General features: G+C 46.3%; 16 protein-coding genes and 1 other annotated feature. Of the genes, 1 reads left to right on the top strand and 15 read right to left on the bottom strand.

Annotation, left to right across the window (positions count from 1 at the left end; all coding sequences use genetic code 11):
- Positions 1-220 precede the first annotated feature (220 nt).
- Both ACUYLD_RS05850 and lspA read right to left on the bottom strand, forming a co-directional pair.
- The gene (locus ACUYLD_RS05850) at positions 221-1,192 is read right to left on the bottom strand and encodes an RluA family pseudouridine synthase (RefSeq protein ID WP_069289976.1); all 972 of its coding nucleotides are present in this window, start codon (positions 1,190-1,192) and stop codon (positions 221-223) included.
- Between the two features lies 1 nt (position 1,193).
- Positions 1,194-1,685 carry a signal peptidase II gene (gene lspA / locus ACUYLD_RS05845; RefSeq protein WP_023989430.1) on the bottom strand — a complete coding sequence of 164 codons (492 nt, stop codon included), beginning with the start codon at positions 1,683-1,685 and terminating at the stop codon, positions 1,194-1,196.
- A 235-nt stretch (positions 1,686-1,920) separates the two neighbouring features.
- On the opposite strand from lspA, the gene ACUYLD_RS05840 reads away from it, so the two are divergent.
- Positions 1,921-2,655, top strand: coding sequence for a TraR/DksA C4-type zinc finger protein (locus ACUYLD_RS05840; RefSeq protein WP_043882260.1), 735 nt, complete (start codon positions 1,921-1,923; stop codon positions 2,653-2,655).
- Positions 2,656-2,677: 22 nt separating this feature from the next.
- On the opposite strand, the gene ACUYLD_RS05835 is transcribed toward ACUYLD_RS05840, so the two are convergent.
- The 13 genes from ACUYLD_RS05835 to ftsZ form a co-directional block, all read right to left on the bottom strand.
- Entirely contained in the window at positions 2,678-3,025 is a 348-nt protein-coding gene (locus ACUYLD_RS05835) for a DUF5665 domain-containing protein (RefSeq protein WP_446674599.1), read from the bottom strand.
- A 184-nt stretch (positions 3,026-3,209) separates the two neighbouring features.
- A complete protein-coding gene (gene ileS / locus ACUYLD_RS05830) occupies positions 3,210-6,299 on the bottom strand; it encodes an isoleucine--tRNA ligase (protein ID WP_446674598.1) in 3,090 nt (1,029 codons plus the stop codon).
- Between the two features lie 79 nt (positions 6,300-6,378).
- Positions 6,379-6,658 (bottom strand) — a binding site (T-box leader).
- A 162-nt stretch (positions 6,659-6,820) separates the two neighbouring features.
- Positions 6,821-7,330 carry a DivIVA domain-containing protein gene (locus ACUYLD_RS05825; protein WP_023989434.1) on the bottom strand — a complete coding sequence of 170 codons (510 nt, stop codon included), beginning with the start codon at positions 7,328-7,330 and terminating at the stop codon, positions 6,821-6,823.
- Positions 7,331-7,502: 172 nt separating this feature from the next.
- Positions 7,503-8,285 (bottom strand): YlmH family RNA-binding protein, encoded by a 783-nt coding sequence (locus ACUYLD_RS05820; RefSeq protein ID WP_446674597.1) that lies wholly within the window; start codon positions 8,283-8,285, stop codon positions 7,503-7,505.
- Positions 8,286-8,293: 8 nt separating this feature from the next.
- A complete protein-coding gene (locus ACUYLD_RS05815; protein WP_023989436.1) occupies positions 8,294-8,551 on the bottom strand; it encodes a YggT family protein in 258 nt (85 codons plus the stop codon).
- A gap of 7 nt (positions 8,552-8,558) precedes the next feature.
- Positions 8,559-9,011, bottom strand: a complete 453-nt coding sequence (locus tag ACUYLD_RS05810) for a cell division protein SepF (RefSeq protein ID WP_250260940.1) — start codon at positions 9,009-9,011, stop codon at positions 8,559-8,561.
- Positions 9,002-9,703 carry a YggS family pyridoxal phosphate-dependent enzyme gene (locus ACUYLD_RS05805; protein ID WP_446674596.1) on the bottom strand — a complete coding sequence of 234 codons (702 nt, stop codon included), beginning with the start codon at positions 9,701-9,703 and terminating at the stop codon, positions 9,002-9,004. Before ACUYLD_RS05805 ends, ACUYLD_RS05810 begins: the two co-directional genes overlap by 10 nt.
- Positions 9,704-9,711: 8 nt before the next feature.
- Positions 9,712-10,596, bottom strand: a complete 885-nt coding sequence (pgeF, locus tag ACUYLD_RS05800) for a peptidoglycan editing factor PgeF (RefSeq protein WP_348620096.1) — start codon at positions 10,594-10,596, stop codon at positions 9,712-9,714.
- An 82-nt stretch (positions 10,597-10,678) separates the two neighbouring features.
- Complete coding sequence (locus ACUYLD_RS05795) at positions 10,679-11,023, bottom strand: YlmC/YmxH family sporulation protein (RefSeq protein ID WP_172828260.1); 345 nt, start codon at positions 11,021-11,023, stop codon at positions 10,679-10,681.
- 112 nt (positions 11,024-11,135) lie between these two features.
- On the bottom strand, positions 11,136-11,918 hold the full coding sequence (gene sigG / locus ACUYLD_RS05790; protein ID WP_007431182.1) for an RNA polymerase sporulation sigma factor SigG: 783 nt from the start codon (positions 11,916-11,918) through the stop codon (positions 11,136-11,138).
- A gap of 96 nt (positions 11,919-12,014) precedes the next feature.
- Positions 12,015-12,755: an RNA polymerase sporulation sigma factor SigE gene (gene sigE / locus ACUYLD_RS05785; RefSeq protein ID WP_446674595.1), complete on the bottom strand. Its 741-nt coding sequence runs from the start codon at positions 12,753-12,755 to the stop codon at positions 12,015-12,017.
- A gap of 106 nt (positions 12,756-12,861) precedes the next feature.
- Positions 12,862-13,848 carry a sigma-E processing peptidase SpoIIGA gene (gene spoIIGA / locus ACUYLD_RS05780; RefSeq protein WP_069289984.1) on the bottom strand — a complete coding sequence of 329 codons (987 nt, stop codon included), beginning with the start codon at positions 13,846-13,848 and terminating at the stop codon, positions 12,862-12,864.
- A 188-nt stretch (positions 13,849-14,036) separates the two neighbouring features.
- Positions 14,037-15,161 carry a cell division protein FtsZ gene (ftsZ, locus tag ACUYLD_RS05775; protein ID WP_013311084.1) on the bottom strand — a complete coding sequence of 375 codons (1,125 nt, stop codon included), beginning with the start codon at positions 15,159-15,161 and terminating at the stop codon, positions 14,037-14,039.
- Positions 15,162-15,199 lie beyond the last annotated feature (38 nt).

Here is a 15,199-nt window from a genome sequence, read left to right as displayed (position 1 = left end):
TCATCGCAACTACAAGAAGTATGACAGATTGAAAATCGTGTGTCAACACCCGTTCAACCGGAACCACCGGAAGCACTCTAATAATTATACAACTTCATTGTATAATTATCCATAGTTGTTTTTACCCATACCTTATCCCACAATAAAAAAACCGCCATTTAGGCGGTTTAACTTAATAATTTATTCAGGTTTGTGAATAGGAATGCAAATTGTCATTGTTTTAGCGACTACGCAGGGACGCTAAAACATCCTCCATATCAGGAGGGATCGGTCTGTTGAATTCCATGTACTCTCCAGTGGATGGATGCTTAAAGCCCAGTACCGCCGCATGCAGCGCCTGACCATCCATACGAACCCCTTTGCTGCGCCCATACATAGGGTCGCCAACCAATGGGTGTCCAATAAATTTCATGTGAACACGAATTTGGTGTGTGCGTCCTGTTTCCAATTGAAGTTCAAGCAGGGTATAATCCCCCAATCGTTCAATGACGAGAAAATGGGTGACTGCATGCTTGCTGTTACGTTCCGTCACTGTGAACAATTTACGATCACCGGAATCGCGGCCAATCGGAGCATCTACCGTTCCCTGATCGTGGCTCAAATGACCGTGAACTAAAGCTATATATTTCCGAGTCACACTATGGTCCTTAAGCTGTGCTGCAAGTGATGCGTGAGCCTGATCATTTTTAGCCGCCATCAGCAGTCCTGATGTATCCTTATCAATACGGTGAACAATACCAGGACGTAATTCCCCGTTGATGCCGGAAAGATCGTGACAGTGGTACATCAGTGCGTTAACCAATGTTCCCGAAGAGTGTCCCGGTGCAGGATGCACGACCAGACCACGTTGCTTGTTAATAACAATAACGTCCGAGTCCTCGTAAACGACATCCAACGGAATATTTTCCGGTACAATATCTACACTTTCTGGCTCCGGTACCGATAATACAATACGATCTCCTTCAGCCAGCTTGTAGTTCGCCTTGATCGCCGTACCGTTCACCAGCACGCGACCATTTCCGATCCACAGCTGTATCTGAGAACGAGACACTTCCTTCATTTCTTCGGCGATATATTTGTCTATACGCGTTTTGGCATCCCCGGAATCGGCCGTCCATTCCAGAGATTCACCCTCCAGTTCGTCCTCATAAGACAGACCTGCGGCTTCGCCGTTTTCATTCACTTCGCTCATGCTATGACTTCCCTTCAATGCTATCATTGCCATTTCCTTTTTCCCGACGCGATTCCAGCAATGTATCCAAAATAATCAGTGCTACACCGATGACAATCGCCGAATCTGCCACATTAAAAATGGGAAACGTATAGCTCCCAAAATTAAATTGTGCAAAATCAACTACTTCCCCTGAAATAGCTCGATCCAAAAAGTTACCGACTGCTCCCCCCAGCACCAAACTTAGCGCAACAGGAAGTAGCTTTTGTCCAGCCTTGACTGTTTTTCGCAGGTACCAGACGATACCAATCACCACTACAATTGTAATCACGATAAAAAGCCAACGTTGACCTTCCAAAATTCCAAAAGCGGCTCCACGATTTCGATGGGAGGTGATTAAAAAGAAATTGCCGATGACTGGTATTTGTTCGTACAATTCCATCCGCGTAGCCACCAAATATTTGACTCCCTGATCAATCAAAAAAATAATTAGCGCAATACCAAAATAAATCACAGTCCTTCGTCACTCCGATCCGCTTATATCCGTTGTTGAACCCATTTATTGTAGCATAAGCATTCTCAGATCGTCCACGAATCCCGCAAGCTTCAAGTACAGATCATCCATAAAATCAACTCCTTCGCATTTGATTAGAATTTCCTATGTAAAAGAGGTCTTCCCGGTGCAAACTACATGGAGCATACTCGACACAACGCATGCGCATGTAAACCTAGAACAAGGAGAGGATTCCATGTCCCCATTGACGGAGCAACAATTGCAGGGCTTGCGTAACGAACTGCTGGAACGCAAAAAAGAAATTGAGCATCGTTTGCAAGACAACGACCATTACGGACTCGGCGATTCCCAACGCGACCAAACCGGCGAGCTTTCTCCTATTGATAACCACCCAGGAGACCTGGCTACCGAAACCTACGAGCGAGCCAAGGATATTTCCTTACTGGAACACGACGAATTCCAATTAGAACGCATCGAATCAGCTCTGATGGCTATGGAAAAGGGGACGTATGGCATTTGTGCCGCCAGCGGTAAACCCATTCCCTATGAGCGCCTACTGGCTGTTCCCTATACCATTTACTGTAAAGAGTACAGTCCCGAAACAGAAGTGTCTAACCGCCGCCCAGTAGAGGAAGAATTTCTCGCTCCCTCGTTCGGCAGAACGAGTCTGGATGAGCGTGATGATCAAAACGGCTTCGACGGTGAAGATGCTTGGCAGATCGTCGAAAATTGGGGTACCTCTAACACACCAGCCATGGCCGAAAGTGGAGAAATCCACAGTTATGATGATATGGAAATTGAAGCAGGCGACGATAATATGGGCTTCGTAGAGCCATACGAAAGCTTTATTGCTACTGACATTTATGGACAAAATGTATCTGTTATTCGCAGCTCCATTTATCAGCGTTATATCGAAGATGGCGAGGGCGAAGGTCTACTGGAGCCGGATACGCACGAAGACGAATCGTGAACTTCAAAGTGGAGATCGCTGCCTAATAGGTGGTAAGCTCCAATTGTCGCTGTACGATCCGTACAATATCAGCGATATAATCACCGATAATCGGCAAATTCAACGCTCCGAGCACTTGCAGCACATAAATAATGGTAGCAGCAAAAAAAGTAAAACCTAGCGCGATGCCGATTCCCCGGGAAACGCCTGATATTAGATTTAGCCAGAGTAATCGCCAAGGCTTGTTCAGCAGCAAAGCGTAATCTGCAATACGTGTCCGTTCCATCTGCTCTGACACAGCACGTATCAGCTTTTCAACACGACTTAATCGTTCAACCTGATTACCTGTTTTGCTTTTATCTGCGGCTATGGCAGCCCCTTCTCCGTTCATCCCTCGGAGACTCCTCCCCTGTCTACGCCTTGATCGTGCCGTCATATGCACAATCCCCCTTTTCCATGGCTGCCCTGAACGCAGCAAACGAGCCGAAGCACGTAACGGAGAAAACCCGTTTCCGATGCTTAGGCTCGTTTTTATATGCTGCCTGTTATTGTATTATGGGACAGGGGGCTTGTAATTATTCCCCAATATGAACGCCGATGGTTTTACCGTTCACTTCCACATGTTCTGCCGGTTCGGCTTGACCAAATGTCACAGTAGTAACCAATACGTTCTCACGCAACACAGAGTCGAAGCTTTCGATGGCCAGACGCAGCTCATTATCTACATCCAACGTCAACGCCACATACTTTTCAATCGGCAGATCCAGTTTTTTACGATAATCCTGTACCGCACGAACCACTTCACGTACCCAGCCCTCTTGCTCCAGCTCCGGTGTAATGTCTGTGTTCAACGCTACCGTTAAGCCATAACCGGAAGCAGAAGCGAAGCCTTCTTTCGCTTTTTTCTCCACCAGCAATTCTTCGGCCGTAACTTGCAGTTCTTCACCTTCTGGAGAAGCGACGTTTAACACTCCTTTTTCTACAACAGAACGGGTATCCTCAGCAGACATTCCTTTGAAAAAGTTTTGTAGGAAACCGACATTTTTGCCGTATTTCTTGCCTGCTACTTTCAAATTCAGTTTCAGTGTAAAATCTACAAAGCCGCTATCGTCCGTCTCCACATGAATATGCTTCACGTTAATCTCATCTTTGATGATTTCCTCATAGCCACTCAGTTCAAAATCCTGATCCATGGACAGAATCAACTCGGACAACGGTTGACGCGTTTTCAAACCCGTTTCGTTGCGGACGTTACGCGCCAATTCGACGACACGGCGTGCCGTTTCCATATCTCGTTCCAGTTCCGGATCGATCAAGGATTCATTGGCAGTCGGATAATCATCCAGATGAACACTTTCCCCGTTGCTTAGGTTGAGGTAAATATCCTCTGCAAGCAGTGGTGTAAACGGCGCAAGCAGTTTGGCAGTCGTTAACAGCACTTCGGTCAGTGTACGGTATGCATCCAGCTTATCTTCTGTAAGACCATTGCCCCAGAATCGGTCGCGTGAACGACGGATATACCAGTTGCTCAGCTCATCCACAAACGATTCAATTGCTTTAGATGAGTTCAGGAAGTCATTTACAGCCAGCGCTTTGTCCACTACCAAAATGAGGCTGTTCAAACGGGACAAAATCCAACGATCCAACTTATGAGCCGATGGTTTGAACGGATGCTGTGCCGGATCAAATCCGTCGATATCCGCATACAAGGTCAGAAAAGCGTGTGTATTGACAAGCGTATCGACCAGCTTCGATTTAGCCTCGCCTACAATGCCTTTGGAGAAACGTTTGCTATTCCATGGTGCACTATCGGACAGCAATGCCCAACGGAAAGCATCTGTACCGTACTCGTCAATCACTTCCCACGGATCAATAACATTGCCCTTGGATTTAGACATTTTCTGCCCTTGCTCATCCAGTACATGGCCTGTCGCCATGACAGCTTTATAAGGAGCTTTGCCAGTCAGCATAGTCGAAACCGCAAGCAAGCTATAGAACCAGCCACGAGTCTGGTCAATTCCTTCACAGATCATATCTGCCGGAAATTGCTGCTCAAACGTTTCATTATTCTCAAAAGGATAATGATGCTGCGCAAACGGCATGGAGCCGCTATCGAACCATACGTCGATTACTTCCGGTGTACGAGTCATTTCGTATTTACCGCATTGGCTACGAACCTTGATATCATCTACATATGGTTTGTGCAGCTCGATATCCGCTGGTACGTCGCCGATCGCACGTTCCCTCAACTCAGCAATACTATGCGGAGCGAACTGTTCTCCAGTTTCCTCACAAACCCAGATGTTTAGTGGTGTACCCCAATAGCGATCGCGACTGATGTTCCAATCCACCAGTTCCTCCAAAAACTTGCCAAAACGTCCTTCACGTATATGCCCCGGGTACCATTCGACTTCGCTGTTGTTGGCAATCAATTGATCCTTGATCGCAGTTGTTTTGATAAACCAGCTGTCCATAGCATAGTACAATAATGGAGTGTCGCAGCGCCAGCAGAACGGATAGCTATGCTCGTATTTTTCCTTGCTGTACAGCAAGCCTTTTTCGGACAGCATTTTAACAATATCTACATCACAGTCTTTCACAAAACGGCCTGCAAAATCAGTGATTTCCTCTACATAGTTACCTTGAAGATCCACCACGTTGATAAATTCAACACCATTTTCACGGCATACCCGGTAATCATCCTCACCATGCGCCGGAGCCATATGAACGATACCTGTACCGCTGGAGTCTGTTACGAACTTCGCACCCAGAATCTGATTACCCTTCTCAACCTGAAAATACGTAAATGGCGGGGTATACATTTGGCCAACCAGTTCTGAACCGGATAGCGTGCCAATCACTTCATGTTCGCCTTTAATTACGTCCTCAACCAGATTTTTAGCAACGATGTACACACCGTCTTCCTGCTTCACACGTGCATATTCCAGTTCAGGGTTGACGGCGAGCGCCACGTGACTCGGCAAGGTCCAAGGCGTTGTCGTCCAAGCCAGTACATATTCACCACTGCTATGCAGCTTGAATTTGGCCGTGGCGCTCAGATCCTTCACATCTTTGTAGCCCTGCGCTACTTCATGAGAACTTAGCGTCGTTTGACAATCCGGGCAATATGGACTCACACGATGACCACGATACAGCAGATCTTTTTCATGAATCGTCGCCAAAATGTTCCATACACTCTCGATATAGTTATTATCCAATGTAATGTACGGGTTATCGAGGTCTGTCCAATATCCGATTGCTTCGGTTAAATCACGCCATTGTTGCTCATACTCAAACACGCTCGCCTTACATTTTTTAATAAACTTTTCAACACCGTATTCTTCAATTTCAGGTTTGTGGGAGATTCCCAGCTGCTTTTGTACACCCAATTCTACCGGCAAGCCATGCGTGTCCCAGCCTGCCTTACGTACGACGCGGTATCCCTTCATTGTCTGATAGCGACCGACGAAATCCTTAATTACACGGCCCAGCACGTGACCGATATGCGGTTTACCGTTAGCTGTTGGTGGGCCTTCATAAAACACAAAATTTGGCTTTCCTTCACGATTTGTGATGGATTTACGGAATGTGTCCTCCTGCTTCCATTTGCTCAGGATGCGTAGGTCACGAGACCGTGCTTTTTCTTTAACATCCACTCTGTTCATACTGTCATACTCCCTCTCTGCTCATCATTGATTTCTCTAGCATTTCCTAAAAAAAGCAACAAAAAAAGCCCCATCCCTGTAAAGGGACGAGACTGTGCTCGCGTTACCACCCTGATTCCGTAAAAACAGACCATTAAAAATACAGTCTCATTACGGCTCTCTGAGCCCCACTCAACTACAGCAGGGCGCCATTATAACGCATGGCAAACGGTGATTGCTTACACACGCCATAAATCTTAAGCGCTTCAGCTCACTTCTCCGGGAGGATCTTCGGTCATGTTCTGAACGTTGGCTTGCACCGGAAGGCCAACTCTCTGAGGGACAAATCATGACGTACTCGTTCCCATCAACGAATTAAACATGTTAAATTCATCGAAATCAGCAACATCGTTGCCTTGAATAACAATCATCAGCCGACAGACGGATAATCATTGAATTCAGTATAGTATTTACAGTTATAGCCTGTTTAAAGATAAAAGTCAACCCTAACTAAGCCTAATAAAAGCTTGTCAGAAATGAAATTAGTAAATTTCTTTCATCTCACGCTCGCGCTCCAGTACTTCGCGTTCCCGGTTTTCAAGTGCTTCCCAGCCGTCTTGGCTTAACAAGTCAAGCTGTGCTTCCACCAGTGTACGAAACCGTGCTCGGTAAATCGATGCCTGCTTCTTCAGTTCTTCAACCTCCAACGCAATCTTGCGGGATTTGGACAATGCTTCATTCACAATACGGTCCGCATTTTTTTCCGCTTCCTTCACGATCAGTTGGGATTCTTTCTTGGCGTTGTTACGAACTTCATCAGCCGCTTCCTGCGCTACGATAATCGTCTTACTCAGCGTATCCTCAATCGTCGCGAAATGATCGAGCTTCTCCTGTACGTTCAACAACTCGGTGCTCAGTTCTTTATTTTCACGAATAACGCCCTCGTAATCTTTGATCACCTGATCCAAAAATTCATTAACCTGATCCTCATCATAACCGCGAAGCCGGCGGGCAAATTCCTTGTTATGTATATCCAATGGCGTTAATGGCATGCCGTCCACCTCCTATAAGATTGACAAAAAATACATTTTCCGCGTCACGACGCTCACTATCATCTATCGGTCATCATACCCCGTTTTGTGAATACTGTACAGAGCAAAATCGTTCCAGTTCTTCGCTATAGCTTAATTCTTTCGACAGAAAGCTCGTAATTCCTGCCTACAGCTATACAAACTTACCAATTTTGACACGGAATCTTCCCTTTTTTGTCATCCCGTCTGTTTCAAGCACTTTGAAACGCCCAAAACCCTGCATGGAAATAACGTCCCCCGCTTTAAGTGGAGTGGATGGATTCTCCTCCACCTTCCAATTTACCCGGCACCGCCCCGCCCGAATCGGTGTTAATATTTTACTTCGGCTTAGCTTGTACACGTCGCTGGCAATACCGTCTAGGCGCAAAGAAGAGACCGTCAGATCTAGCGCATCTAATGCAACTTCCTTCGTTCGCAGACTCGCGACAGGCAACAGTTCTGTCCATACATGAACACGATGTACCTGCTGTAAATGCATCGTCATAAAATCACCAATCTCTGAAGCTACCAATACATGGCACCCATCATCCAGTACATGAATATCCCCGATTTTCCCACGTTTGATTCCAAGTCCCAGTAGGGCACCTAGATAATCACCATGCTCAAGGGTACCTATTTTATGATCGTCAGATGTGATGGAAAGGACCTGAATCCCCATCTCCTCACCGTCCAAATACGAATAATCGGGCGCAATTAGCGCCCGCTTTCGTTCTGAAGCCATATATCCGCCATCTACCCTAATCGTGACCTTATCTTCCTTCGAAGCAAGTGTCTCCAATATGTACTGTTGGCGCGGGTCCAAAAAATCAGTCAGCTTCTGCTCATGATAAGCTCCCGCATGACTGATCCATTCGGAAGCGCGATCCACATAGTCCCGTTCATCCGGGTGAAAATGCTCATAAATCTCAGTTCGCATAACTCCTCCTAGACGAAATTACCAATTAAAGAAATCAAGCCGTATGACGCAAAACGCAGAGCAATCAGCGCAACGATGGGCGAAATATCAATCATCCCGAAGATTGGCGGTATAAATCTGCGAAAAGGAGACAAATACGGCTCCACAAACTTGGCAAGTAAATCACCAATTACACTCTCTCTGGCATTAGGAAGCCAAGATAGCAGAACATATGCAATGATCATGTACGAATAAATCTGAAATAGCCAGTAAATTACCTCGATCAAGAAAAGTTCACCTCATTCTGTTAAGTTCTTGTTCAGTGTCAGCCAGTATTTCCGTAATAGAGCCTTGAATCTCAACCGTATCTGGTGTACACAGAAAAATATTATTCCCGACCTTGGAAATACCACCACCCAGTGCATACACAGTACCACTCAAAAAATCAATAATACGCAGCGCCTGATCCTTGCGAATTCGTTGCAAATTAACTACGACGGTACGATGGGAACGGATATGGTCGGCAATTTCCTGTGCTTCATCATAAGAACGCGGCTCATACAGGACAACTTTCACATTTTTCTGTGAATGGATGCTGACAACATTAGCGCCCTTCTGGTTCTTACGTTTATCAAAGCTTGGGGTTTCAATTTCTTGATCTTCCGGCGTATTCATAACCTCTCGCTCTATAACTTCCTCTTCTTCCTGAAGCCCCAGAAAGTTCATGAACTTATTCATTACGCCCAATGGAAATCCTCCTCTCGTCCGACCAGTACGGAACCAAGCCGCAGCCAGGTCGCTCCTTCTTCAACTGCTACTTCAAAATCATTGGACATCCCCATTGACAAGTGAACGATGGGTTCTCTGGTCAAGGCTTGTCCATTTAACGTATCCCGTAATTCACGCAATCCCCGAAACACAGGCCGAGTTTTTTCCGGTTCTTCTTCATGAGGAGCCATCGTCATCAAGCCAATCACGTCCACATGCTCCAACTCGCGAATTTGTTCCAAGAAGGGGGCAACCGCCTCAGAGGACAAGCCATATTTGGACATTTCTCCAGAAATATTGACTTGCACAAAAGCTTTAACTCGCAGTCCCAGAGCGGATGCCTTCTTGTCCAATTCCTGAGCGAGCGATAAGCGGTCAAGCGAATGTATAAATTTAAATTTTCCAATTACATCTTTAACCTTATTCGTTTGGAGATGACCAATAAAATGCCACGTTCCCCGGTCACCCAACTTGCTCCATTTATCCGCAGCATCCTGCCAGCGATTTTCGCCCACATGCTCCAAGTTGCTATCCAATACAGATGTCATTGCCACTGCCGAAACATATTTCGTGACAGCGATCACATTAACTTCATCACGCGAACGTCCGCTTCGGGCACATGCCGCTTCTACACGGGCATTCACTTCTTTAATTCGTTCCTCCAAAGACACGGGAGGACTCACCTCTCTTCCAGACCAATCCAACTCGCCATTCTTCCTGTGACGCCGCCTTCTTTGCGATATGAAAAAAACAAATCGCTACGACTACTCGTGCATAAGGTAGTACATTCGATATGGCTCGGCAATATTCCTGCTTTCATCATAATGTGTCGATTGCATTGTTTCAAGTCAAGTAGTGTTTTTCCGTCGGTTAAGGGGAAGTAAACAGAACCTTCCCATTTATCATTACCCGGGCAATCATGCTCCAAAACCTGAATTTGGCTCATCACGTACTCATCCACCTCATAGGATTCAGAACCAATAGAAGGACCGATAGCTGCTAGTATATCAGACGGCTGAGATCCATATTCGTTCTGCATGGTCTGTACCATTTTCAATGCAATTTCCGCAACGGTTCCCTTCCAGCCTGCATGCGCCAACCCAATCACACGGCGCACTGGATCACAAAAATATAATGGTACACAGTCTGCATAAAAGGATGTCAGCAAAATGCCAGGTACATTCGTCAAAAGTCCATCTGTGTCCTGAAAAGCGGATGCACGATCCCTAAAGCCCCGCCCGCGATCAGCAGCCTTGACGACAGCAACATGATGACCATGAACCTGCTCACCGCACGTCCATGCTTCAGCAGCAAAACCAAGCTGCTCAGCAATGAGCTGCCGATTACGAATGACTTTCTCGGGGTCATCCCCTACATGAAACGCACAGTTCAGACTAGCGTAGGGCACCTCACTGACACCGCCATGACGACCTGTAAAACCCGCTGTTAATCCCTGAACCTGTCGCTCCCAAGATTGAATATATAACAACTCCGGTACGGGACGTCCACCATCTTGCATTGGCTTTGCCCCCGTAGCCTCGGTATTCACTACAAATGGTTCCATTCATTCTCACCTCTACTGCCCAGTGTACCAAAAAGCCGCCGCCGTGTCTTCACAACACACTAAAATACGTAGATCTGCAAGTTCAGAAGCCCCTTCGGTCACTCCGCTCTTGACGTTCGATATACAACTTTTCTTCCCCTTCACCCGGCGGCTCTTGCAATCCTTCCAGTCGTACAAGCACAACATCCGAACCAATTTTCACAATGTTGCGCCACGGAATGACCAACTCGCTTCCGCCTCCAAACCAGCCCATAAAACGACTGCTGCCTGGAACCACAATGGCTTCAATTTTCCCCTGCCGCACGTCAATCTCCAAATCACTGATTTGTCCGAGGCGTCGTCCATCTACAATGTTAATGACATCCTTGGTTTGAAACTCGGAAATTTTCATTGCTCTTACTGACGTTTCCGGTGCACTCACACGCATCACATCCTTTATTTCACTATATGAGCGGAAGAGCCCAAAAAATGTCCTGTAAACGCAAAAACGATCCGAGTAGGATCGTTTTTATCGCTGGATCATTCAAGCATTCATTTCATTAGGACTTTACATGTTTTTGCATTTGCTGTATAGCCGACTTCTCTAATCTTGAAACCTGGGCTTGAGAGATACCGATTTCGTCGGCAACCTCCATTTGCGTCTTTCCTTCATAAAAACGCATAGACAATATCATCTTTTCACGCTGGCCCAGGCGATGCATCGCTTCCCGCAGAGCGATTTCCTCAATCCATGAGACGTCTTTATTTCTGTCATCACTGATCTGATCCATCACATAGATTGGGTCGCCCCCGTCGTGATATATCGGCTCGAACAGCGAAACCGGATCCTGAATCGCATCCAACGCGAACACAACGTCTTCTTTAGGCACATTCAGTGCCTCTGAAATTTCAAAAATCGTTGGTTCCCGCGAGTTCAGATTCGTCAGACTGTCCCGCACCTGAAGCGCCTTATATGCAATATCCCGTAACGAACGAGACACACGGATCGGATTGTTATCCCGCAAATAACGGCGGATCTCTCCGATAATCATCGGCACCGCATAAGTGGAGAACTTTACGTTTTGCGAAAGGTCAAAATTATCAATCGCCTTCATTAGGCCGATACATCCTACCTGAAACAAATCGTCCACAAACTCTCCCCGATTGTTAAATCGTTGAATCACACTCAGGACGAGCCGGAGATTGCCATTGACCAATTTTTCTCTGGCTGATCGTTCATTATTTTGCTGAAGTGATGTGAACAACTCGCGCATTTCTGCATTGGTTAATACCGGCAGTTTGGCGGTATCCACACCGCAAATTTCCACTTTGTTTCGGGTCATCGTGTCTTACCTCCCAAGGAGCAACATTAATGTACATTATCTCCTGAGGGCATTTTTTTATTCGCCGTTTCCATCGCTTCCGGATATACCCATGCACTATACCATTTTATTAAATTCTTTTCGTAAGCGCTTTATAATCCGCTTTTCCAGACGCGAAATATACGATTGCGAGATACCCAACAGGTCAGCAACATCCTTCTGTGTCTTCTCCTCTCCGTCTTGTAAGCCGAAGCGCAACTCCATAATCAAACGCTCTCGATCCGTCAATTTATCCAGTGCCTTATGCAATAATTTACGGTCCACCTGCTCCTCAATATTACGGTAAATGGTATCATTTTCCGTGCCCATCACATCAGAAAGCAACAACTCATTACCATCCCAATCTATATTCAGAGGCTCATCAAAAGAAACTTCCGTTCTTGTTTTACTATTGCGACGCAAATACATCAGAATCTCATTCTCAATGCATCGAGAGGCGTATGTGGCAAGTTTGATTTTCTTCTCCGGATCAAAAGTGTTAACCGCTTTGATTAGTCCAATAGCACCGATGGATACGAGATCCTCAATGTTGATGCCCGTATTCTCAAATTTACGGGCAATATATACGACTAACCGCAAATTTCTTTCGATTAGCATCGACCGTACTGCTGCATCTCCAGAAGAAAGTTTTCCCAGCAAATATTCTTCTTCGTCTCTCGTCAGCGGTGGGGGGAGCGCCTCGCTGCCGCCAATATAATAAATTTCTTCATTTTTCAGCCCAAATAAAAATAAAATACGATAATATTGCAATTGCAATGCTAACCTAATTTTCATCTTCAATTTCATCTGTTCCCGCATATCATTCTCCCCCTTTTAAAAATAGTGCTATTGCAGCTGTGCTCCGCCCATTTCACCATTGGATATTTCTCGTCGCCTTCAAACATCATTTTGTGTTTATGCTCCGTCATCCTGATTCTGTAAAATGCTCACCAATATGTGCATCTTGTTTCTGGTTGGTATCAGCACTGCCCTCTTCTTGTGCCGTCACATCCGGGTGGATGATGGCGCGATACTTACCCTCTGCCGACAATGTCCCCCCATCCAAGCCAATCAACACTCGATGATGTACAAAATGAACCCCATTCATCACCACCTCTACCCGGTCTGGTTTAAGGGCCAGCATAAAGGAATGATTGCGGTTAATTCCACGATAGGGGACGAGGCGAACACGATCCTGCCAGCTAAACGATTCGTCCCCCAGTTCCATCACCAGTTGGTCAGCATTACCCTCAGAACATTTTCGGAGCCAGGAGGCGGGCAAATGCGATTCCCACAAGGCCGCCTCCATGACCATCACCGGGGTTCGGGTCAAAGGATCATAGAGCTGATTACCTGTATCCAACAAGCCTGTACACTCAATATGATCCTGCCCAATCCATACCTGCACTTGTCCCAAAAACCCACTCATCCTTTCTGTGCGCTGCTTTGAGGACTGCACAATACGAAAGAAAAGCATCACTCCGCCAAATGCGCATAAAATAAACCAGAATGCGATTTTGAGTTCAAAGGACATTCCGCCCGAAGCGGTGTACCAGATGCCGTTAAACAATTCCCCCGTATTTTGGAGAAAATAATGCATCCCCAAAATGCCACCTGCAGCTACAAAATTGATCATGTAAAAAGCACCCATTGTACGAAGATACTTTTGCATGCTGCCAAATCCAAAAGCCACCAGCAGCATTATGACCGATAAAGCCAGTTTGATCAGGAACGTAAATAAAAAGGACAGTTCCGGCACAAACATCATGACCACATACATTGCGCCGATTCCAGCTGAAGTCATCAACCTCCACCACACTGGACGGATTTTTCTCATCCAAGCGGTGACCATCAGCAACACAGCATCAATGAACAAATTGGCCAAAAAAATCAAGTCGATATAAACAACCAAGGCTTCACCCGCCCAGCGTTTGCAGGATAGGATTAAGTATAGTAGTCATGCTGTTCAAAGTCTGTCTAACGGTGGGAACGGTGACCGACTAATTTTGTCGGAAAGAGGAGAAGCGCCTGAACTGCAGGACACGGAAAACAGAAAGAAGCCCGCATCTCCAGGGAGAATGCGGGCAATCCGAATTGAAACTAGTTATCGTTATTATTATTGCGCGAACGGTTACGTAAGAATGTAGGAATGTCTAATTGGTCACTGCTTTGAGTATTACCAAATGGACGCAAGTTAGGAGAGCCTTTCTCCGCCGATTCGGAAGTAGCCGGGTTGGCTGCCGGTTTACGTCCCGGTGCCGGTTGACTTGGCTTGCCTTCAAAGCCAGTGGCAATGACGGTAACCTTGATCTCTTCTTTCAACTCTTCGTCAATGATAGCACCGAAAATCATGTTTACTTCCGGATCGGAAGCCGATGTTACAATTTCAGCTGCCTCATTAACCTCATACAAGGACAGGTTGTTGCCGCCAGTGATGTTCATAATCACACCACGAGCACCTTCAATGGATGTCTCCAACAACGGGCTCATGATAGCCTTGCGTGCTGCTTCAGCCGCACGATTTTCACCAGTTGCTTCGCCAATCCCCATCAAAGCGGAGCCACGCTCCGTCATGATCGTCTTAACGTCAGCAAAGTCGAGGTTAATTAGACCCGGTACAGCGATCAAATCTGAAATACCTTGAACCGCCTGACGCAGAACATTGTCTGCTTCACGGAATGCTTCCAACATTGGGGTTTTCTTGTCCACAATTTCAAGCAAACGGTCATTCGGGATTACAATCAAAGTGTCTACTTTTTCTTTTAATCCCTCAATACCAAGTTCAGCTTGATTGGAACGCTTACGCCCTTCAAACGTGAATGGTCGGGTTACCACGCCTACAGTCAGCGCGCCGCATTCCTTGGCAATTTCAGCAATGACAGGAGCCGCTCCGGTTCCAGTACCGCCACCCATTCCCGCCGTTACGAATACCATATCCGCACCTTTGAGCGTATTCATAATGAGCTCACGCGACTCTTCAGCCGCTTTTTTACCCACATCAGGGTTAGCGCCGGCACCCAGACCGCGGGTCAGCTTATCCCCAATTTGAAGCTTATGCTCAGACTTTGCTAAATGAAGTGCCTGGGCATCTGTATTGACTGTAATGAACTCCACACCCTGAACACCATTTTCGATCATTCGGTTAACCGCATTGCTGCCGCCGCCTCCGACGCCGATCACTTTAATTTGAGCCAAGCTCTCCATTTCAAAATCAAATTCCAACATACTATTCCATCTCCCCCTCAATGTGCATGGATGGCCCG

The sequence above is a fragment of the Paenibacillus sp. SER-28 genome (assembly GCF_052906305.1).
This window is presented reverse-complemented; position numbering and strand designations above follow the sequence as displayed.

Bases quoted from the DNA above. Each gene is read 5' to 3' on its own strand.
- sigG (WP_007431182.1), bottom strand. From the start codon at position 11,918: ATGACCCGAAACAAAGTGGAAATTTGCGGTGTGGATACCGCCAAACTG.
- ACUYLD_RS05850 (WP_069289976.1), bottom strand. From the start codon at position 1,192: ATGAGCGAAGTGAATGAAAACGGCGAAGCCGCAGGTCTGTCTTATGAG.
- ACUYLD_RS05795 (WP_172828260.1), bottom strand. From the start codon at position 11,023: ATGCGTGTGAGTGCACCGGAAACGTCAGTAAGAGCAATGAAAATTTCC.
- pgeF (WP_348620096.1), bottom strand. From the start codon at position 10,596: ATGGAACCATTTGTAGTGAATACCGAGGCTACGGGGGCAAAGCCAATG.
- ACUYLD_RS05825 (WP_023989434.1), bottom strand. From the start codon at position 7,330: ATGCCATTAACGCCATTGGATATACATAACAAGGAATTTGCCCGCCGG.
- ACUYLD_RS05835 (WP_446674599.1), bottom strand. From the start codon at position 3,025: ATGAACGGAGAAGGGGCTGCCATAGCCGCAGATAAAAGCAAAACAGGT.
- sigE (WP_446674595.1), bottom strand. From the start codon at position 12,755: ATGCGGGAACAGATGAAATTGAAGATGAAAATTAGGTTAGCATTGCAA.
- ileS (WP_446674598.1), bottom strand. From the start codon at position 6,299: ATGAACAGAGTGGATGTTAAAGAAAAAGCACGGTCTCGTGACCTACGC.
- ACUYLD_RS05840 (WP_043882260.1), top strand. From the start codon at position 1,921: ATGTCCCCATTGACGGAGCAACAATTGCAGGGCTTGCGTAACGAACTG.
- ACUYLD_RS05820 (WP_446674597.1), bottom strand. From the start codon at position 8,285: ATGCGAACTGAGATTTATGAGCATTTTCACCCGGATGAACGGGACTAT.
- ftsZ (WP_013311084.1), bottom strand. From the start codon at position 15,161: ATGTTGGAATTTGATTTTGAAATGGAGAGCTTGGCTCAAATTAAAGTG.